The sequence below is a fragment of the Halomonas sp. genome, assembly GCF_034520545.1.
Taxonomy (GTDB): domain Bacteria; phylum Pseudomonadota; class Gammaproteobacteria; order Pseudomonadales; family Halomonadaceae; genus Halomonas.
The window spans coordinates 1,012,480-1,037,796 of sequence record NZ_JAXHNN010000010.1 but is presented as its reverse complement, the minus strand read 5'-3'; the positions used below and the strand labels follow the sequence as shown (position 1 = coordinate 1,037,796).

The window sequence follows — 25,317 nt, the reverse complement described above, 5'->3', positions numbered from 1 at the left end:
TTCCCGCCTGTCGGCAAGGAGTTCGAGATGGCCAGAATCGGTGGTGGTGTTTTGATGCAGCGCCTGCGGCGTCGCGCTCGCGTACTGAGGCAGATGGGGCGTGCCCTGCGACTGTTCCTGCCCATGATCCGCGATGTGCTGCTGCGACGCTACCGCCCGGTGCCCTGGGGCGCCTTGCTGTGGATGCTGGTGGCCCTGGCGTACCTGGTCTCGCCACTTGACCTGATTCCCGACATGCTCGTGCTGCTGGGGTTGCTGGATGATGTGGTGATCGTCGGCTGGCTGCTGACGCGGGTCGACCGGCATCTGGCCGGCTATCGTGCCTGGCGGGGCCGTCGGGAGGGTGGCGAGACGCCCTCAGGCGAAGGTCGAGGCGACGTGAAGCCGCCGTCTTGATACGATCGTTTTAATCGATTTTTTTCCTGCTGCTGCCTGAGAGGACCGGATGAGCCACGGTTACACCCCGAGCGATCCCGACTGGCGTCGTGCCCTGACGCGCTTCGTCACGGTGATCCCCCATACCCGTGAACTGGGCCTCGAGGTGCTCGAGGTGACCCCCGAGATGACCACCATGCATCTGCCCTGGTGCGACGATCTGCTCGGCGATACCACCCGGGGGCTGGTGCACGGCGGGGTGCTGACCATGCTGCTGGACACCGTCTGCGGCTCGGCGGTGTTGCCGGCCCTGCCGGCCCCGGAGGTCTGCCCGACCCTGGACCTGCGGGTCGACCATTTCCGGCCGGGGGTGGCTGGGCAGGCCATTTTCGCCGAGGCTCGCGTGGTCCGGGTTACAGACTCGGTGGTGTTTACCGAGGGAACCCTGTGGCAGGAAGCGGGCCGACCGCTGGCGCGGGGCATCGGAAATTTCGTGCGGCTGGGGCCGCGCAATACCCCCGAAGGCTTCGCCGAGGCACTCTTTGCGAGGGAGGACGACCATGCGTGAGGGCTTCGGCGATCTCGAGTGGCTGGCGAGGACTCGCGCCGAGGGAGATGTCGAGGCCTGGTTGGCGTTGATGCCCTATGCCCGGCGCATCGGTGTCTCCACGCTCCCGGACCCGCAGGGCGAGGGCCTGCTGTTCCGCCTCGACCCCTGCGCAGGCAATGTCGGCAATGTCCTGTTGCCGGCGTTGCATGGCGGCGTGGTGGCGGCCTTCATGGAGACCGCGGCGACGCTGGACCTGATGCTTGCCACTCGTGCACCGCGACTGCCGCGCATCGTTGATATCTCCATCGACTACCTGCGCACTGCGCGAGTGACGCCGACGCTGGCCCGCTGCAGCCTGATGCGCGAAGGGAGACGCATGGGCAATGTGCGGGTCTGTGCCTGGCAGGAGCGTGAGGTGGTGCCGGTGGCCACCGCCCGCCTGCACTTCGTGCTTGGAGATCCTGCCGAAGGAGGCGCTTGAAAAACCGCTATCGGGCCCCATATCGACGTCAGTTCCGAACCGGTGGTTCTTGCCACCATGGCACGTCGAAAGAGAGGTTCACGCTACATGACCACAGCCACTCATGAGGAAACCCTCGGCTTCCAGACCGAGGTCAAGCAGCTGCTGCATCTGATGATCCACTCCCTGTATTCCAACCGGGAGATTTTCCTGCGCGAGTTGATTTCCAACGGCGCCGATGCCTGCGACAAGCTGCGCTACCAGGCGCTGGACAACGACGCGCTCTATGAAGGCGATAGCGAGCTGCGCATCGAGATCGACCACGACACCGAGGCGGGCACCGTGACCGTGCGCGACAACGGTATCGGCATGAGTCGCGACGAAGTGATCGAGAACCTGGGCACCATCGCGCGCTCCGGCACCGCCGAGTTCCTCAAGCAGCTCTCCGGTGAGCAGCAGAAGGATGCCCGGCTGATCGGCCAGTTCGGTGTCGGCTTCTACTCGAGCTTCATCGTCGCCGATGAGGTGACCGTGCGAACCCGCAAGGCCGGCAGCGACAAGACCGCAGGCGTCGAATGGCACTCCAGGGGTGAAGGCGAGTTCACCGTTGCCGACATCGAGCACGAGGTCCACGGCACCGAGATCGTGCTGCACCTCAAGGAGGATGCCCAGGAGTTCGCCGACGACTTCCGCCTCAAGAGTCTGGTGCGCAAGTATTCCGACCATATCGAGGTGCCGGTGCGCATGCCGAAGGTCGAGACCGCCAAGGACGAGGACGGCAACGAGATCGAGGGCAGTGAAACCACTACCTGGGAGACCGTCAACGAGGCCACCGCCCTCTGGGCACGGCCCAAGAGCGAGATCAGCGACGACGAGTACAAGGCGTTCTACAAGCACGTGGCGCACGACTTCAGCGATCCACTTATCTGGAGTCACAACAAGGTCGAGGGCAAGCTCGAATACACCAGCCTGCTCTACGTGCCCGGCCGCGCGCCCTTCGATCTCTACGAGAGAGACGGTGCCCGCGGCGTGAAGCTTTATGTGCAGCGCGTCTTCATCATGGACGACGCCGAGCAGTTCCTGCCGCTCTACCTGCGCTTCATCAAGGGCGTGCTGGACACGCGGGACCTGTCGCTGAACGTCTCCCGCGAGCTGCTGCAGAAGGACCCGCAGGTCGACAAGATCAAGGCCGCCCTGACCAAGCGCGCTTTGGATATGCTCAAGAAGCTGTCCAAGGACAATGAGGCCTACCAGACCTTCTGGAACACCTTCGGCAGCGTGCTCAAGGAAGGTCCGGCGGAGGACTTCGCCAACCGCGAGAAGATCGCCGGTCTGCTGCGCTTTTCCACCACCCATACCGACAGCGCCACCCAGGACCAGTCGCTGACCGACTACGTCTCGCGCATGAAGGAAGGGCAGGAGAAGATCTACTACATCGTCGCCGAGGGCTTCAATGCGGCCAAGTCGAGCCCGCATCTTGAGATCTTCCGCAAGAAGGGCATCGAGGTGTTGCTGCTGCACGACCGCATCGACGAGTGGCTGATGAGTCATCTCGATGAGTTCGAGGGCAAGCACTTTGTCGACGTCGCCAAGGGCGATCTCGATCTAGGTGACGTCGAGGACGAGGAGGAGAAGAAGGCCCAGGAAGAAACCGCCAAGTCCAAGGAAGACCTGGTCAAGCGCGTCAAGGAGGCGCTGGGCGACGAGGTCCAGGAGGTCAAGGTGACGCATCGCCTGACTGACTCCCCGGCCTGTGTGGTGTTGCCCGAGCACGAGATGGGCTTCCAGATGCGCCGCATCATGGAGGCGGCTGGCCAGAAGATGCCTGAGGTCAAGCCGATCCTCGAGCTCAACCCCGACCATGCGCTGGTAGCGCGCCTCGAGGGTGTCGAGGGTGATGGCTTCGAGGACCTGGCGCGTATCCTGCTTGACCAGGCAATCATCGCCGAGGGCGGTCATCTCGATGATCCCGCCGCCTATGTCAAGCGTCTCAACGCCCTGTTGAGCGCCTGATCCGCAGCGCCATCGCAGTTTCGCGGTAAGCGACCACGCCCCGCCGGCCCTCTCTGCCGGCGGGGCTTTTCTTTTTTCAGGGCCCGGTAGGGGCCATCGTTGGCGAGAGGCACGCTAAGCGGCCTTGATCCAATGGCTGCGGTGTGGTGCTCTATAGCGTCATGGTTCTGGGCACCGGGTGTCAGACACCGGTTCGATCATAGTGGTGCCGCCCAGGCGGACTTGAGCAAGGAGATCCAACGTGAAAATTGGTGCACCAAAGGAGAGTGCCCGGGGGGAAGCGCGTGTCGCGCTGACCCCCGAGAGCGCGAAGCAGATCCAGAAGCTGGGACATGAATGCCTTATCGAGGCCGGGGCCGGTGTGGCCGCGGGTTTCAACGATGACGTCTACCGCGAGGCCGGTGTCACCGTCGTCGACGGGACTGAGGCGCTGTGGACCCAGGCCGAGGTGGTCATCAAGGTTCGCGAGCCTTCCGAGGATGAGGCGCGTCGACTACGCGAGGGCCAGACTCTGATTGCCTTCTTCTGGCCGGCTCAGAACGAGGAAATGCTCGAGCTGTGCAAGGCTCAGGGGGCTACCGTGATCGCCATGGACATGGTGCCGCGTATCTCGCGTGCCCAGAAGATGGATGCCCTGTCCAGCATGGCCAACATCGCCGGCTACCGCGCGGTGATCGAGGCCGGCAACAACTTCGGCCGCTTCTTCACCGGCCAGGTCACGGCCGCCGGCAAGGTACCGCCGGCCAAGGTATTGATCGTTGGTGCCGGTGTGGCCGGCTTGTCGGCTATCGGCACGGCTTCCAGCCTAGGCGCCATCGTGAGGGCGTTCGATGTTCGCCCAGAAGTGGCCGAGCAGATCGAGTCCATGGGTGCCGAGTTCCTGTTCCTGGATTTCGACGAGAGCCAGGATGGGTCCGGTAGCGGTGGCTATGCGGCGCCGTCTAGCCCCGAGTTTCGCGAAAAGCAGCTCGAGTGCTTCCGCGAGCAGGCGCCGGATGTCGATATCGTCATCACCACGGCGCTGATTCCCGGTCGTCCCGCGCCCAAGCTGTGGCTCGAGGACATGGTCAAGGCCATGAAGCCGGGTTCGGTGGTCGTCGATCTGGCGGCCGAGAAGGGCGGCAACTGCGACCTGACCAAGGCCGACGAGAAGGTGGTCAGCGACAACGGTGTGACCATCGTCGGTTATACCGATTTCCCGTCGCGCATGGCCACCCAGGCCTCCCTACTGTATTCCACCAACGTCCGCCACATGTTGACCGATCTGACGCCCGAGAAGGATGGCAAGATCGTTCACAACATGGAGGATGACGTGATCCGTGGGTCCACGGTCACCCATGAGGGCGAGGTGACGTTCCCGCCGCCGCCTCCCAAGGTCAAGGCCATCGCGGCTGCCAAGCCGAAAGAGAAGGTCAAGGAGCCCACGCCGGAAGAGAAGAAGGCCGCAGAACATGCCGCCTTCAAGGCCCAGACCAAGCGACAGGTCACTCTGCTGGGTGTAGGCGGCTTGCTGATGCTGCTGCTCGGCCAGGTGGCCCCGACGTCCTTCATGCAGCACTTCATCGTCTTCGTGCTCGCCTGTTTCGTCGGCTTCCAGGTGATCTGGGGGGTGAGTCATTCGCTGCATACGCCGCTGATGGCGGTGACCAACGCGATCTCGGGCATCATCATTCTTGGTGCTGTCCTGCAGATCGGCTCCGGCAGCGCGATCGTGCTGATACTCGCGGCGATCTCGGTGTTGATCGCTTCCATCAATATCGTGGGTGGCTTCCTGGTGACACGCCGGATGCTGGCCATGTTCCAGAAATCCTGAGCGGCGGAGACACGACATGTTGGGTCAAGGTTTCGTATCTGCCGCGGCGATTGCGGCAAGTGTGTTGTTCATCCTCTCACTGGGGGGCTTGAGTAATCAGGAAAAGGCCAAGCGAGCCGTCTGGTATGGCATCGTGGGCATGGCCGTGGCGGTCATCTTCACGGCACTCGGGCCGGGTATTGGTGGCTACTGGGTGATGATTCCTATGATGATCATCGGCTCGGTGGCCGGTTGGTATGTGGCCAAGAAGGTCGAAATGACCGAGATGCCGCAGCTGGTGGCGGCGCTGCACAGCTTCGTCGGCCTGGCTGCGGTCTTCGTGGCCTGGAACGCGGACCTGGAGCGTCGCCGGGTGCTGGCCGTTCAGGCCGTGGAAGGAGCGACCGAGCAGTTTTCGGCCTTCGCCGCCCTGGTCGCGACCAAGGCGCCGGATGAGTTGACCGTCCTCCAGATCGAGGTGGTCTTTGCCATCTTTATCGGGGCGGTGACCTTCACCGGTTCGGTGATTGCTTTCGGCAAGCTCGCCGGAAAGGTCGACGGCAAGTCCAAGCAGCTCCCGGGTGGGCATCTGCTCAATGCAGGTGCCGCAGGTCTGAGTCTGCTGTTGGCCATCGCCTACCTGATGGGAGCCGGCTTCTGGACCCTGGTAGTGTTGGCGGCGCTGGCCTTCTTCATCGGCTACCACCTGATCATGGGCATCGGCGGCGCCGACATGCCGGTGGTGGTGTCGATGCTCAACAGCTATTCGGGTTGGGCGGCGGCGGCCATCGGCTTTACGCTCTCCAATGACCTGCTGATCGTGACCGGTGCCCTGGTGGGCTCCTCCGGTGCCATCCTGTCGTACATCATGTGCAAGGCGATGAATCGTAACTTCATCAGCGTCATCTTGGGTGGCTTCGGAACCAAGAGCACCGGGGAAGCGGCCGAGATGGAAGGCGAGCAGGTCTCCATCGATGCCGGCGGCGTGGCCAGTGCCCTCAATGACGCCGACAGCTTGATCATCGTGCCCGGTTATGGCATGGCGGTGGCCCAGGCGCAGAATGCCGTTAGCGACCTGGTCCGCAAGCTGCGTGCCGCGGGCAAGGAGGTGCGTTTCGGTATCCACCCGGTGGCGGGTCGCCTGCCGGGGCACATGAACGTGCTGCTGGCCGAGGCCAAGGTGCCCTACGACATCGTGCTGGAAATGGACGAGATCAACGACGACTTCCCCACCACCGACGTGGTGATCGTCATCGGCTCCAATGACATCGTCAACCCGGCCGCCGAGGAAGACCCCAACAGCCCGATCGCCGGCATGCCGGTGCTCAAGGTCTGGGAGGCCAAGCAGGTCTTCGTCTGCAAGCGTGGTCAGGGAACCGGCTACTCGGGTATCGAGAACCCGCTGTTCTACAAGGAGAACACCCGGATGTTCTACGGTGATGCTCGGGAAAGCATCGATTCCCTGCTGCATCTGCTCGACTGAAGGCTAAGCTCCAGCCCACTCTCGTGGGCTGGGGCGTTTCAGCCCCTTCTACAACGCCCCTTTTTAGGGGCGTTATTCGTCAGGGGCGTTATTCGTTACACTCTTCTGACGGCTTCCAATTTCAGAGACGATCATGCCTGAAGAATCCCTGCGAGTGGCGGTGCTGGGCGGTGGCAGCTTCGGTACTGCCCTGGCCAGTATCGCGGCCGACAACGGGGCCCAGGTGCGCCAGTGGATGCGCGATGCCCGTCTGGCGGCGCAGATCACCCGCGAGCACCGTAACGGCCGCTACCTGCCCGACTACGCCATCAATGCCGCGGTGGTGGCCTCCACCGAGATGGCCGAGGTCCTCGAGGGCGCCGAGCTGGTGCTGGTGGCCATCCCCTCAAAGGCCTTCCGCGAGGTGGTGCGCCAGGCACGGCCCTATCTGCATGAACGGCAGATACTGGTCAGCACCACCAAGGGCATCCAGGAGGAGGGCTTCAAGTTGATGAGCCAGATCCTCGAGGAGGAGACCGGCTTTCCACATATCGGCGTGATCTCGGGACCGAACCTGGCCGCGGAGGTCGCCGACAAGCAGCTTACCGCCACGGTGATCGCCAGCGACGATCCGCAGACCCGCACTTTCGTTCAGACCGCGCTGGGCTGCGACTACTTCCGGGTCTATGCCAGCAATGACCGCTATGGTGTGGAACTGGGCGGTTCGCTCAAGAACATCTACGCCATTGCCGCCGGTATGGCGGCGGCGCTGGGCATGGGCGAGAACACCCGCAGCATGCTGATGACCCGGGCGCTGGCCGAGATGAGTCGCTTCGCGGTGGACCAGGGGGCCAACCCCATGACATTCCTGGGACTGGCCGGAGTGGGCGACTTGATCGTCACCTGTTCCTCGGCGCTCTCGCGCAATTATCGGGTGGGCCAGGCCCTGGGTGAGGGCAAGACCCTGGACGAGGCGGTGGAGTCACTGGGCCAGGTTGCCGAGGGGGTCAACACCGTGCGCCTGGTGCGCGACAAGGCCCACGAGGACGGCGTCTACATGCCGCTGGCCGAGGGTCTCTATCAGGTGCTGTTCAAGGGTGTGCCGGCCCGGGACATGGCACGGCTGTTGATGCTCGGTGAGCAGAGCAGCGACGTGGAATTCGTGTTGCCGCGCAAGGATGTGCAGCAGGACCGCCGCGACGGAGGCGACCGTCATGACTGAGCGGCTGCTGATCATGCGTCACGGCGAGGCCGCACCCGGCCGCCCTGACCACGAGCGGGAGCTGACTGCGCGCGGGCAAGAGGAGGCGCGGTGCATGGGCCGCTGGCTCGCTGCCCGCGAGGACCGGGACCTCACTCGCCTGCGACTGCTGGCCAGTCCCTATGTGCGGGCTCGACAGACGGCGGTGCGGATCGCCGAGCCCCTGGGGCTTGTGATCGAGCCCCTGCCGATCATCACCCCCGACGAGCCGCCCGAAGGGGTGGTGGAGTGGCTGCTGGAGCAGCCGGAGGGACACCCCCTGATGCTGATCAGCCATATGCCGCTGGTCGCGGCTCTCGCCGGCCTGCTGGTGGAAGGGCGTGGCGATCGTGGGCCCGGCTTCCCCACGGCCGCCGTGGCCGAGCTCGAGTCCGAGGTGTGGGCGGCAGGCTGTGCCCGGCTTCGCGGGTTCACGAGTCCAGCCGGGCTTAGACCAACCGAGCCTAGATAAGCCCGGCGGCCCTGAGCCCGAAGGCCCCCAGGGTGATGGTCAGACTGGCCATCAAGGTGGTCAGGGCGATGATGTTGGCTGTGAGGGCGGCATTTCCGCCCATCGCCTTGGCCATCACGAAAGCGGCGGCGGCGGTGGGACTGGCGAAGAACAGGAACAGCACCCCGAGTTCGCGTCCCTCGAAGCCGACTCCCCAGGCGGCGCCGGTGGCCAAGGCTGGCAGGGTGACCATCTTCATCAGGCTGGCACTGACCGCCAGCCGGCCCGAGTCGCGGATCTCGCCCAGCGACAGGGTGGCACCGACGCAGATCAGGGCCAGCGGCAGGGTTAGCGAGGCAAAATAGTCGCCGGATGTCATCAGCCACCCGGGCAGGAGCAACCCCACGGCGGCCACTGGCACGGCAGCGACCACGGCGAGTATCAGCGGATTGGTGATGATATTCCAAAGGATGCTGCGCCAGTCGGTACGCCGGCCTTCCTGGTAGCTGGCCAGGGCGATCACCGAGAAGGCGTTGTAGGTGAGGATCACCACCCCCAGCAGCATGCCGCCGGCGGATAGCCCGTAGTCACCGTACATGCCGGCGGCGAGTGCCAGGCCGACGATGCCACAGTTGCCGCGGAAGGCGCCCTGGACGTAGACGCCGCGCTCCTCACGAGGCACGCGCAGGATCGCCCAGCCCCAGCTGAACAGGAAGCTGCCCAGGGTCGCCAGGGCGAAGAAGCCGAGCAGCGCCGGGTTGAGGGTGGCCGCCAGGTCGGCACGGATGATGCTGAGAAAGATCAGCGTCGGCAGGGTGGCCTTGAAGACCAGCATCGACGCGGTGGCGACGAAGGCCTGATCGATCCAGCCGGCGCGCTTCAGACCGAGGCCGATGAATACCATGGCGAAGACCGGCAGGGTGGTCTCCAGGGTCTGCAGGAAGAGGGCGGAGAGCTCCATGGGGGTCGCCTAGCGCGTCAGCCAGAAGCCGACAACGATGGCGGCTATTACGGTTACCAGGAAAATACGGTTGCGGGTGCGGGTATCACGAGGGGGCTGTCGGGGGTCTTCCACGAGGGGCTCCTGTCGATTGGCCTGTCGGCGCCGGGCGACTTGGCGGATCATGATAATCCCGTTAGCCTGCTATCGCCAGAAGGGTGCCGGCCAGGTGCCCGCCAGCCGGAAGAGTTCATGAGCAGATCCGACCACGCCTCACCCATTCCCCTCGTCTTCGCCCACGCCAACGGCTTCCCGGGGCAGAGCTACCGCAGCTTTCTGGCGCCGCTGGCCGAGCGGTTCGACCTGCATCCGCTGGATCGTCTGGGCCATCACCCCGACTTTCCCGTTGGCCACAATTGGCTAGCGTTGCGCGACGAATTGCTCGACCACCTGGCCCGCCTCCCGGCCCCGGTAGTCGGGGTGGGCCACTCGATGGGTGGCGTACTGATGGCCATGGCCGCCGAGTACTCTCCCGAGCGGTTCCGCTGCGTGGTGATGCTCGACCCACCGCTGATGCTGGGCCTGTCGGCCTGGGTCATGAAGGCGGCCAAGCGCCTGGGGCTGGCCGATCACATCACTCCAGCCGGCAGAACCCTGGGGCGTCGTGACAGCTGGCCCAGCCAGGAGGCCATGTTCCACTATCTGCGTCGGCGGGGGCTCTTCCGGCGCTTCACCGAGGCCGCCCTGCACGACTACGTGGACGGCGGTACCCGGGAGCTGGATGACGGTAGCGTGGTACTGCTCTACGACCCCGATATCGAGGTGCAGATATTTCGCCACCTGCCGGACCATCTTGGCGACCTGCCCGGTCGGGTCAGGGTGCCGCTGGGGGTTCTGGCCGGTACCGAATCCGACCTGCTCACGCCGCGGCGACGTCGCCAGTTGGCACGGCGGTGCGTTAGCGTGGCGGAGACCCCCGGCGGACACATGTTCCCTATGGAGTTTCCCGATCAGACTCGCTCGGCCCTGCTGGCCATGCTCGATGACCTGCTGGAGTCGCCAGCATGAGTGAACCCCGACCCCTGCGATTGGCCGGAGGTCGCCTGGCGGCGCTGGCCTGGGGCGATGAGCAGGCCCCAACCTGGCTGGCGCTGCACGGCTGGCTGGACAATGCCGCCAGTTTTTCGCGCCTGGCGCCCCGACTGGTCGCGGCGCTCGGCATCCGAGTGGTGGCCATCGACTTCGCCGGCCATGGCCTGTCCCACCACCGTCGCGGCGACTATGCGTTGTGGGACTACTGTCACGATCTCATCGATGCTTGCGACCACCTGGGTCTCACGCGGGTGACGCTTTTGGCCCACTCCATGGGAGCCGGCGTGGCCTGCCTGACGGCCGCTGCGCTGCCGGAGCGCGTCGAGACACTAATACTGATAGACGGCCTGGGGGCCCTGACCACCGAGGCCGGGGAGGCGCCTGCCCAACTGCGCAAGGGTCTTCTCGCCGATCGACGCCCCCTCTCGCCGGCACCGCGTTATCCTGATAGTGAGACCGCCGTGGCGGCCCGGGTGGCAGGTGGGGCGACGCCCATTGATGCCGAAACGGCGCGCCCGCTGGTGTCACGCAACCTAGAAGCGTTACCCGATGGTCATGTGCAGTTGCGTACCGATGCACGCCTGCTGCGCCCGTCCCTGGTGCGGCTCGCTCCCGAACAGGTGGGGGCCATGCTGAAGGCGATCCGTTGCCCGGTGCTGCTGGTGGAAGGGAAAACCGGCATTCTGGGAGAGCGAGCTCGGGCACGCCATGCCCGGGCGGCGGTGACGAGGTTGACCCGTTGCGTGCTGCCGGGCGGGCACCACCTGCACCTGGAGCCATCGGTTGCCGCCGTGGTGGCGGAGACTATCGTGAGGTGGCATGAAAACTGATCATGGGAGTCAAGAGGGGGAGCGGGTGATGAGCCAGCAAGGGGAAGCCGAGGACACACAAGGCAAGCGCGTGGCGCTGGTGCTTGGCAGCGGGGGAGCACGGGGCTATGCCCATATCGGGGTGATCGAGGAGCTCGAGGCACGGGGCTACCGAGTGGTGGCGATCTCCGGCTGTTCCATGGGCGCCCTGGTAGGCGGCGTCTACGCGGCAGGTAAGCTGGCCGCGTACCGTGACTGGGTCTGCCAGCTGGACTATTTCGACGTGCTCAAGCTGGTCGATGTCACCTGGAATCCCATGGGGGCCATGAAGGCCAGCAAGATCATGGACAAGCTCGAGAACCTGATCGGCGATACCCGCATCGAGGATCTGGAAATTCCCGTGACCACTGTGGCCACCGATATCACCCGCCAGCGCGAGGTGTGGTTCCAGGATGGACCGCTGCTCGAGGCGATTCGCGCGTCCATTGCCATACCCGGGGTGATCACCCCGGTGCATCGCGGTGACCAGGTACTGGTGGACGGCGGGTTACTCAACCCGCTGCCGATCATCCCGACAGTGGCGGCCCAGGCAGATTTCGTGCTGGCGGTGAATGCCACCGCCCATACCCCGCGCCCGGTAACCCTGGAGGAGCTGCTGCCCCCCGAAGAAGCTGCCGAGGAGCAGGCGCGGGAGGAATCCCGGGACGATGGTGGTACCGGCTTCGCCAACTGGATTGACAAGGTTCGCGGGGCCACCCGACGGCTCTTCGTTGGATCCGATGGCAAAAACGAGAGCGGCAGCGCCGACAAGAGCGAGGTGGAAGAGGCCATGGAAGGTGGTCGTCGCGAGTGGGGGCGGATGGACATGGTGCTGGCCTCCTTCGATATCACCCAGGCGGCCCTGGCCAAGTACAAGGTGGCGGGTTATCCGCCGGATGTACTCATAGAGGTGCCCAAGACGGTCTGTGATGCCTACGAGTTCCACCGTGCCAAGGCGCTTATCAGCCTCGGCAGGCATCTGGCCGAAGAGGCGCTGGACCGCTTCGAGGGACGTGTCAGACCCGGCGGGGGAGGGCCTTCCATCCGCGTGAAGGCGCCGGCCAAGAAAGGTCAGGAAGGGGAAGAAGGGGAAGAAGGGGAAGAAGGGGAAGAAGAGGAGCGTGCATCCTGAGCAATGTCAGGCTCGACCGCCGCGCCGCCTTAGCAGTACATAGACCGCCCCGGTGCCGCCATCGGTCGTGGTTGCCGAGCAGAAGGCCAGCACGCTGGGCCACTCCCGCAACCAGGCATTCACGTGGCTCTTGATCATCGGATAGTCGCTGGTGGTACCCCAGGCCTTGCCATGCACGATCAGCACGCAGCGTCGCCGGCGGCTTGCGGCATCACGCAGGAAGGCCTCCAGTTCCTCGCGGGCCTCTTCGAGGGTATGCCCATGCAGGTCGAGTCCTGCCTCCCAACCGATGGCTCCGCGCTTGAGCTGCTGACGCGTTCGCCAGGGCAGGTCGGGCAGTGCGAAGTCGAGAAATTCGGAGGGCCGTACGGGCTCCACCCTACCGTCCGAGGTGCGACCGACCGCCGCGAGATCATCGGTAGCCGCAGTCGCGGCGGCTCTTCGCGCAGCCTCGGCGGGGTCTACCCGGCGCCGACGTCCGGGGTCCGCCCGGTTGCGGGCGATCGGGCGGACACCAGCGTTTCGCAAGGCCTGGCGAAAGGTGCTGATCTCGTCCTCGTCGGGAGGGTGGCGATTACGGCTCATGGGGCATTCGGCTTGTGAAGCAAAGTGCCAGTATACCCTCCCTGCCGTGGCTGTGAACCGCGGGTCCGGTTACAATCGGCACTTGTGTTAACTGAGCTCCCCGACTCCAGGATGTCCTGTGGCTGATTTTCTCGCTGATGCATCTTCCTCCACCCTCGTCATGAGTGATGAGGCCCTTGCCGATGGCCTGGTCACCCTGCTCGATTGCTTGCGCTGGGCTGCCAGCGAGTTCCATCTGGCGGGCCTTTTCTTCGGCCACGGCACCGATTCCGCCTGGGACGAGGCCGTGGCACTGACCCTCGGCGCCCTGCATCTGCCCTGGAACGTCGACCCGGCGGTACTCGAGGCACGGCTGCTGCCCATGGAGCGCACCCGCATCGTGGCCCTGGTGCGCGCTCGTATCGAGACCCGCCGCCCGCTCCCCTACCTGCTGGGCGAGGCCTTCTTCGCCGGTGTCCCCTTCAGCGTCGACGAGCGGGTGTTGATTCCCCGGTCCCCCATCGCCGAACTGATCGAGCATGGCTTCGCCGCCTGGTTCCCCCTCGAGCCGCCGGCTCGGGTGCTCGACCTCTGCGCAGGCTCGGGCTGCATCGGCATCGCCACGGCACTGCATCTGCCCGGCTGCGAGGTCGACCTGGCCGATATCAGCCCCGAGGCCCTGGCCGTAGCCCGCCAGAACATCTCGCGCCATGATGTGGGCGAGCGGGTGCGTGCCGTGGAATCCGATCTCTTCGCGGGGCTCGCCGGGAGACGCTATGACCTGGTCGTCTCCAACCCCCCTTACGTGGATACCCGCGACCTGACCACCATGCCCGCCGAGTTCCACCACGAGCCGGCATTGGCGCTGGGTGCCGGTGCGAATGGGTTGGACATCGTGCGCCGCATCCTCGCCGAGGCCCGCGAGCATCTCACCGCTGAGGGCGTATTGATCGTCGAGGTCGGCAACTCCGATCATCACCTGGAGGCTGCCTTCCCCGAGGTGCCCTTCCTGTGGCTCGAATTCGAGCGCGGTGGCCAGGGTGTGTTTGCCCTGACCGCCGCAGAACTCGACGCCCATGCGGCGTCCTTCGCCTGATTCTCATCTCCCGTCCCAGGAGGAGCGCCCATGTCCGGCAACACCTTCGGCAAGCTGTTCACCCTCACCACCTTCGGCGAGAGCCACGGCCCCGCACTGGGGGCCATCGTCGATGGCTGCCCGCCGGGACTGCCGCTGACCGAGGCGGATCTGCAGCACGACCTGGATCGCCGTCGCCCCGGCACTTCCCGCCATACCACCCAGCGGCGCGAGCCCGACCGGGTGAGAATCCTCTCCGGCGTCTTCGAGGGTGTGACCACAGGGACGACCATCGGCTTGATGATCGAGAACACCGATCAGCGCTCCAAGGACTATTCGAAGATCAAGGACCAGTTCCGCCCAGCCCACGCCGACTATAGCTACCACCATAAGTACGGGATTCGCGACTATCGCGGTGGCGGGCGCTCCAGTGCACGGGAGACCGCCATGCGGGTGGCGGCCGGGGCCATCGCCAAGAAGTACCTCGCCGCGCAGGGGATCACCGTTCGCGGCTACATGAGCCAGCTCGGTCCCATCGATATCGACTTCAAGCAGTGGGAGGCCGTGGACGAGAATCCCTTTTTCTGCCCCGACCCGGGCCGTGTGGCAGAGCTCGAGACTTTCATGGACCAGCTGCGCCGAGACCAGGACTCGGTAGGGGCAAGGATCAGCGTGGTCGCCGAGGGGGTGCCGCCGGGACTGGGCGAGCCGGTTTTCGACCGTCTGGATGCGGAGCTGGCCCACGGCCTGATGAGCATCAACGCGGTGAAGGGCGTGGAGATCGGCGACGGCTTCGCCGCCGTGGCAAGCCGTGGCAGCGAGCATCGCGACGAGATGACGCCCCAGGGTTTTCTCTCGAATCATGCCGGTGGGGTGCTGGGGGGCATCTCCAGCGGTCAGACGATTATCGCCCACCTGGCACTCAAGCCCACCTCCAGCATCACTACCCCGGGGCGCAGCATCGATGTCCATGGCAACCCGGTGGAGGTGGTCACCAAGGGGCGCCACGACCCCTGCGTGGGCATCCGTGCCACGCCCATTGCCGAGGCGATGATGGCGCTGACCCTGATGGACCATCTGCTGCGCCACCGCGGGCAGAATGCCGAGGTCCGGGTATCGACACCCTGGCTGCGCTGAGCCGCACCATCCGTCATGGCTGCTACACTTCTTCTGACCACCAACAAGAGTGACGCCATGAAGATCAACGTCGAGTTCGACCTGACCCCCGAAGAGTTTCGCCAGGCGCTTGGCCTGCCCGACGTGGAGGCCTTCCAGAAGGATTTACTGAACCGGATTCAGAAACAGATGGAGTCGGGGGTGGAAGGATACGATCCGATGAGCCTGATGCAGCCCTTCCTGCAGCAGCCCGGCTTGTCGCAGAACGTCTCACAGAACCTCTCCCAGGGGCTGTCCAGTTTTGGCAACTACCAGCAGATGATGCTCGATATGCTGACCAAGGCCGCCAGTTCCACTAGTAGCGGTGGTGGCGCAGCGAGCAAGGAACAGAAGTCGGAAACGGGGGGCAGCGGTAACTCCTCCAGTGGCTCTTCTGGAACATCCAGCACCTCTCGAAAGTCCACGGCTAGTGCTAGCTCCCGCAGCAAGCGCGATAGCTGATAGCGGAAATTGACCGGCCATATTCGACCTTCGCGAGAGCGCCATGAATACGGTTGCAACTGAGAAGGTGGAAGACTAGGCTTTGTGCAGTGCAACAAAGCCTTTGTTATCGATCCTCCAGGAGGAATTTGACATGCAAGACCAAGACAAGATGATCAACGCATTCAACGAGCAGACCCGCCAGTTTTTCGAACCGATGCGCAAGCTCAACTCGCTGATGCTGAACAACATGGAGAAGATGACTCAGTATCAGATGGAGTCCATGAAGCGCTACAGCCAAATGGGCACCGAGCGCATGCGGGATGCTAGCGAAGTCAGCGATGCCGATAGCATGCGAGACTTCGGTACTCGCCAGGCCGAGATGATGAACGAGCTCTCCAAGCAGATGCTCGAGGATGCCAAGGCGATGAGCGAGATGAGCCTCGAGTTCAAGACCGAGCTCGAAAAGCTCTACGCCGAATCGGGTAAGCAGCTCGCCGAGCAGGCCGAGAAGGCCGGACAGGCTGCCAAGGGCGAGGCATCGAAGTCGGACGAACCCGCCAAGGCGACCAGCCAGTCCACGTCGCGCAAGCGCTGATATCGCGATAATCTAATCGCGCCTGTCCGGTTCCCGGGGTACGGGGGCCGGATAGTGGCGTTGTGAGTCATATCGAACCCTAGGTCGGTTCCAGTGTCGCCCATCAGAAACACCGACCTTCATGAATGACAGGAGGGGTCAATGCAGTCAGGGGTGCAAGCACCGACACAGGTCGAGCTAGAGGCGTGGAACGCTCAGCTCGCCAAGATCAGCGAAGAATACAAGGCCTTGATGCAGGATCTGCTGGCACGCATAGTGCCCAGCGATGCTGCGGAATCGGTCCATCAAGACATGCGCCAGTGCTTTCAGGCCGGTGCCCAATCGCTGATGCAGAACCCGCCCCTGCTGTGGCAGACCCAGTCGCGGCTGCTTCAGGACCAGTTCCAGCTTTGGCAGCAATCGCTGCGCAGCCTCGCCGGCGAGGACGTCGAGCCGTTGATCACGCCGAGCAAAGGCGATCGCCGCTTCAATGATGATGCCTGGTACGACGATCCCTATTATCTGGCGATCATGCAGCAGTACCTGATGTTCTCACGGGTGGTAGAAGATCTGATCGAAAGCCTTGATGGTCTCTCGGAGGACCAGAAGCGCAATCTCGGTTTCTATGCACGCCAGTTGGTCAATGCTATGGCGCCGACCAACTTCGTCACCACCAATCCCGAGGTGATGCGCAGGACCACGGAAACGCGCGGTCAGAACCTGGTCGAAGGCCTGGCCCGGTTGCGCGAGGACCTGGCCAACTCCGCCGAGGGCATCAATGTCACGATGACCGATCGCAGCGCCTTTGCGATCGGTGAGAACATTGCCGTCACTCCCGGGGCGGTGGTCTACGAGAACGAGCTGATCCAACTGATCCAGTACACGCCGGCCACCGAGCAGGTCTACAAGACCCCGTTGCTCGTGGTGCCGCCCTGGATCAACAAGTACTACATCCTCGACCTTCGCCAGGATAACTCCCTGGTCCGTTGGCTGGTGGAGCAGGGTCACACCGTTTTCCTTATCTCCTGGCGCAATCCTGGCCCGGAACAGCGTGACTTGACCTGGGCCGACTATATGCAGATGGGTCCCATTGCCGCCATGGAGGCTATCGAGCAGGCCACCGGCGAGAAGTCGGTCAACCTGATGAGCTACTGCATCGGCGGGACCCTGGCCGCCTCGACCGTGGCCTACCTGACCAGCACTCGGCGTGGTCGCAAGGTCAAGTCGGTAACCTACATGGCCACCCTGCAGGACTTCCGTGATCCGGGCGAGATTGGTGTCTTCCTCTCCGAGACGGTGCTCGAGGGCATCGAGGCCAAGCTGGAGCGTGACGGCTATCTAGACGGCCGGGTCATGGCCTACTCCTTCAACCTGTTGCGCGAGAACGACCTCTTCTGGTCCTTCTACATCAACAATTACCTGAAGGGTAATCCACCGGTTCCCTTCGATCTGCTCTATTGGAATACCGATGGCACCAACCTGCCGGCCGGGACTCACGCCTGGTACCTGCGACGCATGTACCTGGAGAACCGCCTGGTCCAGCCGGATGGCATCGAGCTCGATGGGGTCAAGATCGACCTGCGCAAGATTTCCACGCCGAGCTACTTCATCTCTCCCCGTGAGGACCACATCGCCAAGTGGAACAGCACTTACTACGGTGCCCTCCTGCCTAAGGGGCCGGTCAAGTTCGTGCTGGGCGGCTCTGGCCATATCGCCGGCATCGTCAATCCGCCCAGCAAGAACAAGTACGGTTACTGGACCAACGACGAGCTGCCTGCTACCGCCGACGAGTGGCTGGAGGGCGCGGAGCAGCATGAAGGTTCCTGGTGGCCCCACTGGCAACAGTGGATCACCGAAAATGGCTATGTTGACACCGAGAAGCTGGTGGCAGCGCGGCAGCCAGGTGATGGCGAGCTCGATATCCTCGAACCGGCGCCAGGGCGCTATGTGCGCATGACTATCCCCGAGGTGCTGGGTGACACCCCGACTTCGTCGGAAGCCTGAAGCTGTAAGCTGGAAGAGCGGCGCTCCGCGCCTGGAAGCTGGAAGAACACACAACCCCGCCATTACGGCGGGGTTGTGTGGTTATGGGCTAGGCTTATGCTGCCTTCCAGCTTACGGCTTGCGCCCCAGCCGCAGGCCGGGCAACACAATCAGGACGGCCAGCAGCCAGGTCGGCCAGCTGCCCGTGCGGGTGAAGGGGGTGAGACCTTCCATGGGCGTGACTTCACCCTCGAGGACGGTGGTCTCGAACTGCGGTGCTCGGGCAGTGATCCTGCCCTGTGGGTCGATGAAGGCGGTGACGCCGTTGCTGGTGGCGCGTACCACCGGGCGGCCGTTCTCCAGCGCTCGCAGGCGGGCCATCTGCAGGTGCTGCAATGGTCCGATGGAGGCCCCGAACCAGGTGTCGTTGGAGACCGTTAGCAGGACTCCGGCATCGCGGGCTCGCGAGGCCACCAGGTCGGCATAGATGATCTCGTAGCAGATGGCAATACCGAGAGTCAGCTCTCCGACGCGGATCGGTGGCTGATCGGAGGGTCCCTGCGTCATGGTCGGCGCCGGTAGGTCGAAGAAGGCGATCGCCCCGCGTAGCAGGCTCTCCAGGGGCAGGTATTCGCCGAATGGCACCAGGTGGGCCTTGCGGTACTCGCCCTCGACGTCGCCCCGGCCGACGACGCTGTTATAGTAGAGGCCGCTGTCGTCACGCTGAAGGACGCCGGTGAGCAGGTTGGTACCCGTCGGCATGCTGGCTCGGGCGCGCTCGAGGATGGGCGCCGCCTGGTCCTCGAACATGGGCAGGGCGGCCTCGGGCCAGATCACCAGTTCGATGTCCTGTTCCAGCTGCCGGCTCATCGAGAGATAGGTGTCGACGGCACGCCGCTGCCCTTCGGGGGTCCACTTGATCAGCTGGGGGAGGTTTCCCTGCAGCAGGGCGGCGCGTACCGATTCGCCAGCGGGAGAGGTCCACTGGGCGGGCAGGACCAGCGGTACCAGCCACAGCAAGGCGACGGGTGCGACGGCCCACCAGCGGTGCCGCAGGAATTCGACGCCCAGACTGCCCGTCAGGGTGGTGATCAGCGACATCAGGTAGACGCCGCCTACCGGGGCCCAGGCAGCGAGAGGCGAGTCCACCTGGCCACTGCCCAGCAGGAGCCAGGGGAAGCCGGTGAAAAGCCAGGTGCGCAGCCATTCACCGAGCACCCAGGCACCCGCAAAGCTCAGCGCCGCCAGGCGAGGGCCGCACAGTCGCCGGTAGATCCAGAGGGTGGCTGCGAAGAACAGCGCCAGGCCGGCGACGAAAAGCGCAGTGAGGAAGAGTGCCAGGGGCACGCCGGTGTAGCCGTAATCATGGATCGAGACATAGACCCAGGAGGCCCCGGACCCGAACAACCCCAGGCCGTAGCACCAACCGCGAAGCGCCGCCTGGGCGGGTGTCAGGGAATGTAGGCCCAGATAGACGAGGCCGGCGGCTACCGGACCCAACCACCAGAGCTCGAAGGGTGAGGCGGTCAGAGTGGTGAGGCCACCGGCGAGCAGGGCCGCCAGGCAGCCCAGTGCCGGGGTCAGACGAGAGTCAGCCATGGTGTCCATCCGTGGTCAGGGGCCGCGTTACTCTTCGGCGTTCTCCTCGCAGGGTTCAGCCTCGAGCAGCCGAATGCGGCGGTTGTCGGCGTTGAGCACCGTGAAGCGCCAGCCACCGATTTCGGTGTGCTCGCCGCGTCCCGGCAGGTGGCCGAAACGCTGCATCACCAGTCCGCCCAGGGTGTCGAATTCGTCGTCCGAGAAGCGGGTGCCGAAGCGGTCGTTGAAGTCCTCGATGGTGGTCAGGGCGCGAATCGCATAGCGCTCGTCGCCCAACTCGCGGATATCGATCTCCTCGTCGATGTCGTGCTCATCCTCGATCTCGCCGACGATCTCCTCGAGGATGTCCTCGATGGTGACGATGCCCGCCGTGCCCCCGTACTCGTCCACCACTACCGCCATATGATTGCGGGTGTCCTGGAACTCCTTGAGCAGACTATTGAGGCGCTTGGATTCGGGTACGAACATGGCCGGGCGCAGCACCTCGTCGAGCTGAAAGGGCATGCCATTCCCCTGGCCGCTACGCAGCAGGGGCAGCAGATCCTTGGCCAGCAGGATGCCCTTGACCTCGTCCAGGTTCTCGCCGATCACCGGATAGCGGGAGTGGCCGGTCTCGAGTATCACCGGCAGGTATTCCTCGAGGGGCTGGTCGAGGGCGATGGCAGTGATCTGGGAGCGCGGGATGAGGACCTCGCGTACCTGTTGGTCGCTGATGTTCAGGGCGCCTTCGATGATCATCATGGCGTCCTGGTCGAGCTTGAGGCGAGAGCCCGCCTGGCGCAGGAACTCCAGCAGTTCGTCCCGGGAGCTGGGTTCATCGCTGTCGCTGGACAGGGCGCTGAACAGCTTGTCGAGCCAGGACTTGCTGCCCTGGCTGCTCGATCGGTCTTCGCTCATGCGTCGGCTCTCTCGTCCTCGGTATCGGAATCGCGATTCGACGGCGCATAGGGGTCGGCGATCCCCAGCGACGCGAGTATGTCACGCTCGAGGGCCTCCATGACCTCGGCCTCGGCGTCTTCCTCATGGTCATGACCCAGTAGATGCAGGGTGCCGTGGACCACCATGTGAGCGTAGTGAGCGCGCAGCGACTTGTCCTGTTCCGCTGCCTCAATGATCACCAGCGGGTGGCAGATTACCAGGTCACCGAGCAGATCAAGCGTGACCCCGGGCGGGCCCTCGAAAGGGAAGGAGAGCACGTTGGTGGACCTGTCCCTGCCGCGGTAGTCGCGGTTGAGGGTCTGGCTCTCGGCGTCATCGACGAAGCGGATGGTGAGCTCGTGGCGTGAATCATCGGCGTGGCGCGCCAGCACCACGCCCACCCATTTCTCGAGCTCGGCCTGACCCGGCAGATCATCGGCCTCGAGCGCGATCTGGCGATCGATGAGAGGACTCATGAATCCGCGGATCCTGGGGCGTCGTGGCGCAGCTTGTTCTGCCGGGAACGCTCCAGGCGTTCCTGCCGCTGGCTCTCACGTTCATCACGCTGGGCGCGCTCGGAGGCTTCCTGTTCGGCCTCGAAGTGGTCATAGGCCTCGATGATGCGCTGTACCAGCGGATGACGTACCACATCCTTAGCGGCGAAGTGGGTCACGCCGATGCCGGGTGTTCCCTTGAGTACCTCGAGCACCTGGATCAGCCCCGAGCTCTGGCCGCGGGGCAGGTCGACCTGGGTGATGTCGCCGGTGATCACCGCGGTGGAGCCGAAGCCGATGCGGGTCAAGAACATCTTCATCTGCTCGCGAGTGGTGTTCTGGCTCTCGTCGAGGATGATGAAAGCGTTGTTGAGGGTGCGCCCGCGCATGTAGGCCAGCGGGGCGATCTCGATTACCTGGCGTTCTATCAGCTTGGCCACCTGCTCGAAGCCGATCATCTCGTAGAGGGCGTCATAGAGCGGGCGCAGGTAAGGATCGATCTTCTGGGCAAGGTCGCCGGGCAGGAAACCGAGCTTCTCGCCGGCCTCCACGGCCGGGCGCACCAGCAGGATGCGGCGTACTTCCTGCTGGTTGAGGGCCTCTACCGCCGCCGCCACGGCCAGGTAGGTCTTGCCGGTACCCGCCGGGCCGATGCCGAAGTTGATGTCATGCGCGCGTATGCTCTGCACATAGCTCTGCTGGTTGAGGCCGCGTGGCTTGATCAGCGTGCGCGGGGTGCGCAGCAGCACCTCGTCCTCAGTTTCTCCGCCCTCTTCCTCATCCAGCGCCTCGAGCCCCGACTCCTGCAGGAAGAGGTGCACGGTGTCCGGGTCCAGATCGCTGACCTCGGCCTCGCGGTAGAGGTGCTCCAGCACGTTGGCGGCCGCCTTGACGCGCGAGGACGGCCCAGCGAGTTGGAAGATGTTGCCGCGGTTGCGAAGGGTGATGCCGAGCCGCGATTCGACAAGCTTGAGGTTCTCGTCGCGCTGACCGCAGAGGTTGGCCAGGCGACGGGGGTCGTTGGGCTCGAGATTCAGGGTAATGATGCGGTTGGCCTGAGAGGCTGGTTGGGTCAAGTCGGGGCGGTCCGTGGCTAATGGGTTTAGAGTCAGCTTACTGCCCCGGTGCTGGCCGGGGCAACGGCAGAACGAATCAGTAGCACGCGGGGGAAGCGAGCTCGCCACGCAGCGAGTTGGGCAGCGCCTCGCTGATTTCCACGTCGACGAAATAGCCGATCAGCTCGGTCGGGTTGGGCGCACGGAAATTGACCACCCGGTTGTTCTCGGTGCGTCCGGAGAGCTGGCCCGGATCCTTCGGCGAGAAGCCGGTGACCAGGATGCGCTGGGTGGAGCCCACCATGCGACGGCTGATCTGCATCGCCTGCTGGTTGATGCGCTCCTGAAGAATTGCCAGGCGCTGCTTCTTGACGCTTTCCGGGGTGTCGTCCTCGAGATTCGCGGCCGGTGTGCCGGGGCGCGCTGAGTAGACGAAGCTGAATGAGTGGTCGAAGCCGATGCGGTGGATCAGGTTCATCGTAGCCTCGAAGTCCGCCTCGGTCTCGCCCGGGAAGCCGATGATGAAATCCGACGAGAAACTGATGTCCGGGCGCAGTTCGCGGATACGCTCGAGCTTCTCGACATACTCCTCAACGCCATGGCCGCGTTTCATGGCCGCGAGCACGCGATCCGAGCCGGCCTGCACCGGGAGGTGCAGATGGCTGACTAGCTCGGGAATCTCCCCATAGGCCTCGATCAGGCTGTCGGAGAACTCCACCGGGTGGGAGGTGGTGAAGCGTACGCGGTCGATGCCCTCAACCGCCGCCACGCAGGCGATCAGCTCGGCCAGGTCGATCTCGTCGCCCAGCTGGTTTGCGCCGCGGTAGGCATTGACGTTCTGTCCCAGCAGGTTGATCTCGCGCACGCCCTGGTCAGCGAGATGGATCACTTCGTCCATCACTGGCTCGAAGGGGCGCGAGACCTCTTCGCCGCGGGTATAGGGCACCACGCAGAAGGTGCAGTACTTGGAACAGCCTTCCATTACCGAGACGAAGGCGGTGGCGCCATCGGAGCTTGGCTTGGGCAGGTGATCGAACTTCTCGATCTCGGGAAAGGTGACGTCGACCACCGAGATCTGATCCTGCTGGCGCGAGTCGAGCATCGATGGCACCCGATGAAGGGTCTGCGGCCCGAACACCATGTCGACATGGGGGGCGCGCTTGCGCAGCGCCTCGCCCTCCTGGCTGGCCACGCATCCCCCGACACCGATCAGCAGGTCGGGGTTGGCCTCCTTGAGCTTCTTCCAGCGCCCCAGTTGGTGGAACACCTTCTCCTGGGCCTTCTCGCGGATGGAACAGGTGTTGAGCAGGATGACGTCGGCATCGCGCTCGTCGTCGGTGAGCTCCAGCTGGTGGGATTCGCCGAGCAGATCCGCCATGCGCGCGGAGTCGTACTCGTTCATCTGGCAGCCGTGCGTCTTGATGAAGAGTTTCTTCGCCATAAGAATAGGTCGCGGCATCTGGCGCGACGGTGCACCGGTGGATGGATGTTGGCAGATGGCCGAATGGCCACCCGGGAGAAGACCCGTCATTATACGCCGTTGCCCCCATCGGGGCCAGCGGCCGGCAGATGCGACTGTGGTACCCTGTGCGACTTGCGGGGACGGGTACGCTCGCCTGCTTTGGTCAGAAAGTGAACGACAGCGGCACGGGGCGGTTGGAATGCCGGCTGCCGGCAACTTTCCAGCGGTTTTCCCGATGGTTGTCCACAGTCGCTGTGGGTAACCTACACCACGAACATCAGCATCGTCGCCACGGTCTTACGTGGATGGTGCATCTTTCGCGACACGCGAGCCTTGGACAGCCAGGACAACGGCATGACGATACATAAACTCAAGATTCTGACACTGGGCGTGGCGCTCGCGACGCTCCCCCAAGCTCTGCATGCCCAGCAGGAAGCCGACGGTACTGCCTGGGTATCGGACGACCTCACTACCTTTGTGCGTAGTGGCCCGACCGACGGCTATCGGATCATCGGGACCCTTTCCGCCGGTGAGCCGGTCACGGTCCTCGAGACCAGCGGCGACTACAGCCGAGTGGTGGACGAAGAAGGTGACACGGTATGGGTTCTGAGTGACGAGTTGCAGGAGACGCCCAGCGCCCAGGAGCGACTGCCGGTGCTGGAAGCTCGGGTGGAGGAACTGACCGAGGAGCTTTCCGGCATCAACGACACCTGGCAGAGCCGTACCGCGTCGATGACCGAGACCCTCGAGGTCCGCGAGCGGCGCATCGCCGAACTCGAAGCGCGCAACGCGGCCCTCGAGGATGAGACCGAGCAGGCGCGCTCCACCATCCGCGAGCTCCAGGCTCGTCTGGATACCCAGGAAGAGGACCTGCTGATGCGCTACTTCATGTACGGTGGCGGAGTCGCGGGAGCCGGCTTGCTGGTGGGGCTGATCGTGCCCCATCTGCCACGCCGTCGTCGCAAGCGCGATCGCTGGTTCTGATGCTGGCCCGGCAGGGGGAATGATGGTCAACGAATGGCGGGAGCGTTGGCGCGAGGGGCGCATCGGTTTCCATCGCGACCGGCCCCATCCGATCCTGGTACGTCACTGGCCCAGCCTGGGGGTCCGGGCAGGCACCAAGGTGCTGGTGCCGTTGTGTGGCAAGAGCCTGGACATGCGCTGGCTGGCGCATCATGACCACCCGGTGCTGGGCATCGAGTTGGCCGAGCAGGCCATCGAGGAGTTCGTCGCCGAGGGCGTGGGGGAGGTGAGCCGTTATCGCCAGGCCGACTTCGACATCTGTCGCCAGGGCAGCGTGGAGTTGTGGTGCGGCGATTTCTTCCACTTCCATATTCAGCAGGCGGCAGAGATCGGTGCCTTCTACGACCGTGCCGCCCTGATCGCCCTGCCGGCGGCCACCCGCCAGCGTTACGCCTTCCATCTGGCTCAGCTGATCCTGCCCGGTGCTCGAGGGTTGCTGATTACACTGACGCGAGACCCTGGTGGGCCGCCCTACAGCGTTTCTGCCGAGGAAGTGCGCGAGCTGTTCGAGCCCAACTTCCGCGTCACTCATCTGGAGGACGGCGAGCCGGAGGCCGGCAGCGGCTTTCGCGAGAGCGCCTGGGCGCTGGTGCGTCGTGGCCCGCTGGCTTGAGCA

At 64.3% G+C, this 25,317-nt stretch carries 25 protein-coding genes; 18 read left to right on the top strand and 7 right to left on the bottom strand.

Going from position 1 to position 25,317, the window contains the following annotated elements; translation table 11 throughout:
* The first annotated feature begins 27 nt into the window (after positions 1–27).
* The 8 genes from U5L98_RS13530 to U5L98_RS13495 all read left to right on the top strand — a co-directional run bounded on the left by U5L98_RS13530 (position 28) and on the right by U5L98_RS13495 (position 8,364).
* The gene (locus U5L98_RS13530) at positions 28–396 is read left to right on the top strand and encodes a YkvA family protein (RefSeq protein ID WP_322558789.1); all 369 of its coding nucleotides are present in this window, start codon (positions 28–30) and stop codon (positions 394–396) included.
* A gap of 49 nt (positions 397–445) precedes the next feature.
* The gene (locus U5L98_RS13525) at positions 446–943 is read left to right on the top strand and encodes a PaaI family thioesterase (RefSeq protein ID WP_322558788.1); all 498 of its coding nucleotides are present in this window, start codon (positions 446–448) and stop codon (positions 941–943) included.
* Positions 936–1,406, top strand: coding sequence for a PaaI family thioesterase (locus tag U5L98_RS13520; protein ID WP_322558787.1), 471 nt, complete (start codon positions 936–938; stop codon positions 1,404–1,406). Before U5L98_RS13525 ends, U5L98_RS13520 begins: the two co-directional genes overlap by 8 nt.
* An 87-nt stretch (positions 1,407–1,493) precedes the next feature.
* The gene (gene htpG, locus U5L98_RS13515) at positions 1,494–3,398 is read left to right on the top strand and encodes a molecular chaperone HtpG (RefSeq protein ID WP_322558786.1); all 1,905 of its coding nucleotides are present in this window, start codon (positions 1,494–1,496) and stop codon (positions 3,396–3,398) included.
* A 241-nt stretch (positions 3,399–3,639) separates the two neighbouring features.
* Positions 3,640–5,211, top strand: coding sequence for a Re/Si-specific NAD(P)(+) transhydrogenase subunit alpha (locus U5L98_RS13510; protein WP_322558785.1), 1,572 nt, complete (start codon positions 3,640–3,642; stop codon positions 5,209–5,211).
* Between the two features lie 16 nt (positions 5,212–5,227).
* Positions 5,228–6,673, top strand: a complete 1,446-nt coding sequence (locus U5L98_RS13505) for an NAD(P)(+) transhydrogenase (Re/Si-specific) subunit beta (RefSeq protein ID WP_322558784.1) — start codon at positions 5,228–5,230, stop codon at positions 6,671–6,673.
* A gap of 133 nt (positions 6,674–6,806) precedes the next feature.
* Positions 6,807–7,874: an NAD(P)H-dependent glycerol-3-phosphate dehydrogenase gene (locus U5L98_RS13500; RefSeq protein ID WP_322558783.1), complete on the top strand. Its 1,068-nt coding sequence runs from the start codon at positions 6,807–6,809 to the stop codon at positions 7,872–7,874.
* Positions 7,867–8,364 (top strand): SixA phosphatase family protein, encoded by a 498-nt coding sequence (locus tag U5L98_RS13495; protein ID WP_322558782.1) that lies wholly within the window; start codon positions 7,867–7,869, stop codon positions 8,362–8,364. Before U5L98_RS13500 ends, U5L98_RS13495 begins: the two co-directional genes overlap by 8 nt.
* Here U5L98_RS13495 and U5L98_RS13490 read toward each other — a convergent pair.
* Positions 8,357–9,304: an AEC family transporter gene (locus U5L98_RS13490; RefSeq protein WP_322558781.1), complete on the bottom strand. Its 948-nt coding sequence runs from the start codon at positions 9,302–9,304 to the stop codon at positions 8,357–8,359. The two genes, U5L98_RS13495 and U5L98_RS13490, sit on opposite strands and share 8 nt — an antisense overlap.
* Before the next feature lie 231 nt (positions 9,305–9,535).
* Here U5L98_RS13490 and U5L98_RS13485 point away from each other — a divergent pair, with 231 nt between their 5' ends.
* Genes U5L98_RS13485 through U5L98_RS13475 form a run of 3 tightly spaced genes read left to right on the top strand, consistent with a single transcriptional unit; the run spans position 9,536 to position 12,355 of the window.
* Positions 9,536–10,351, top strand: coding sequence for an alpha/beta hydrolase (locus U5L98_RS13485; RefSeq protein WP_322558780.1), 816 nt, complete (start codon positions 9,536–9,538; stop codon positions 10,349–10,351).
* Entirely contained in the window at positions 10,348–11,205 is an 858-nt protein-coding gene (locus U5L98_RS13480; RefSeq protein WP_322558779.1) for an alpha/beta hydrolase, read from the top strand. Before U5L98_RS13485 ends, U5L98_RS13480 begins: the two co-directional genes overlap by 4 nt.
* Before the next feature lie 28 nt (positions 11,206–11,233).
* A complete protein-coding gene (locus U5L98_RS13475) occupies positions 11,234–12,355 on the top strand; it encodes a patatin-like phospholipase family protein (RefSeq protein ID WP_322558972.1) in 1,122 nt (373 codons plus the stop codon).
* Between the two features lie 6 nt (positions 12,356–12,361).
* Here U5L98_RS13475 and U5L98_RS13470 read toward each other — a convergent pair whose 3' ends face one another.
* Positions 12,362–12,940: a Smr/MutS family protein gene (locus U5L98_RS13470; RefSeq protein ID WP_322558778.1), complete on the bottom strand. Its 579-nt coding sequence runs from the start codon at positions 12,938–12,940 to the stop codon at positions 12,362–12,364.
* A gap of 160 nt (positions 12,941–13,100) precedes the next feature.
* Between U5L98_RS13470 and prmB the strand changes: the two genes are divergently transcribed.
* From prmB to phaC, 5 genes are all read left to right on the top strand, one after another.
* On the top strand, positions 13,101–14,015 hold the full coding sequence (gene prmB, locus U5L98_RS13465; RefSeq protein ID WP_322558777.1) for a 50S ribosomal protein L3 N(5)-glutamine methyltransferase: 915 nt from the start codon (positions 13,101–13,103) through the stop codon (positions 14,013–14,015).
* 30 nt (positions 14,016–14,045) lie between these two features.
* Positions 14,046–15,131 carry a chorismate synthase gene (gene aroC, locus U5L98_RS13460; RefSeq protein WP_322558776.1) on the top strand — a complete coding sequence of 362 codons (1,086 nt, stop codon included), beginning with the start codon at positions 14,046–14,048 and terminating at the stop codon, positions 15,129–15,131.
* A 57-nt stretch (positions 15,132–15,188) separates the two neighbouring features.
* Positions 15,189–15,611, top strand: coding sequence for a hypothetical protein (locus tag U5L98_RS13455; RefSeq protein WP_322558775.1), 423 nt, complete (start codon positions 15,189–15,191; stop codon positions 15,609–15,611).
* 133 nt (positions 15,612–15,744) lie between these two features.
* Positions 15,745–16,188, top strand: a complete 444-nt coding sequence (locus U5L98_RS13450) for a phasin family protein (RefSeq protein WP_322558774.1) — start codon at positions 15,745–15,747, stop codon at positions 16,186–16,188.
* 141 nt (positions 16,189–16,329) lie between these two features.
* Positions 16,330–18,171, top strand: a complete 1,842-nt coding sequence (gene phaC / locus U5L98_RS13445) for a class I poly(R)-hydroxyalkanoic acid synthase (RefSeq protein WP_322558773.1) — start codon at positions 16,330–16,332, stop codon at positions 18,169–18,171.
* A 111-nt stretch (positions 18,172–18,282) separates the two neighbouring features.
* Here phaC and lnt read toward each other — a convergent pair whose 3' ends face one another.
* From lnt to miaB, 5 genes are all read right to left on the bottom strand, one after another.
* Entirely contained in the window at positions 18,283–19,749 is a 1,467-nt protein-coding gene (lnt, locus tag U5L98_RS13440; protein WP_322558772.1) for an apolipoprotein N-acyltransferase, read from the bottom strand.
* 27 nt (positions 19,750–19,776) lie between these two features.
* A complete protein-coding gene (locus U5L98_RS13435; RefSeq protein ID WP_322558771.1) occupies positions 19,777–20,646 on the bottom strand; it encodes an HlyC/CorC family transporter in 870 nt (289 codons plus the stop codon).
* Complete coding sequence (gene ybeY / locus U5L98_RS13430) at positions 20,643–21,143, bottom strand: rRNA maturation RNase YbeY (RefSeq protein WP_322558770.1); 501 nt, start codon at positions 21,141–21,143, stop codon at positions 20,643–20,645. The genes U5L98_RS13435 and ybeY overlap by 4 nt, the downstream gene beginning before the upstream one ends.
* The gene (locus U5L98_RS13425) at positions 21,140–22,237 is read right to left on the bottom strand and encodes a PhoH family protein (protein ID WP_322558769.1); all 1,098 of its coding nucleotides are present in this window, start codon (positions 22,235–22,237) and stop codon (positions 21,140–21,142) included. The genes ybeY and U5L98_RS13425 overlap by 4 nt, the downstream gene beginning before the upstream one ends.
* 76 nt (positions 22,238–22,313) lie before the next feature.
* Positions 22,314–23,657: a tRNA (N6-isopentenyl adenosine(37)-C2)-methylthiotransferase MiaB gene (gene miaB / locus U5L98_RS13420; protein ID WP_322558768.1), complete on the bottom strand. Its 1,344-nt coding sequence runs from the start codon at positions 23,655–23,657 to the stop codon at positions 22,314–22,316.
* A gap of 375 nt (positions 23,658–24,032) precedes the next feature.
* Between miaB and U5L98_RS13415 the strand changes: the two genes are divergently transcribed.
* Together U5L98_RS13415 and U5L98_RS13410 are read left to right on the top strand one after the other, a co-directional pair.
* Positions 24,033–24,662 (top strand): TIGR04211 family SH3 domain-containing protein, encoded by a 630-nt coding sequence (locus U5L98_RS13415; protein ID WP_322558767.1) that lies wholly within the window; start codon positions 24,033–24,035, stop codon positions 24,660–24,662.
* A gap of 22 nt (positions 24,663–24,684) precedes the next feature.
* Positions 24,685–25,314: a thiopurine S-methyltransferase gene (locus U5L98_RS13410; RefSeq protein ID WP_322558971.1), complete on the top strand. Its 630-nt coding sequence runs from the start codon at positions 24,685–24,687 to the stop codon at positions 25,312–25,314.
* The last annotated feature ends 3 nt before the right edge of the window (positions 25,315–25,317 follow it).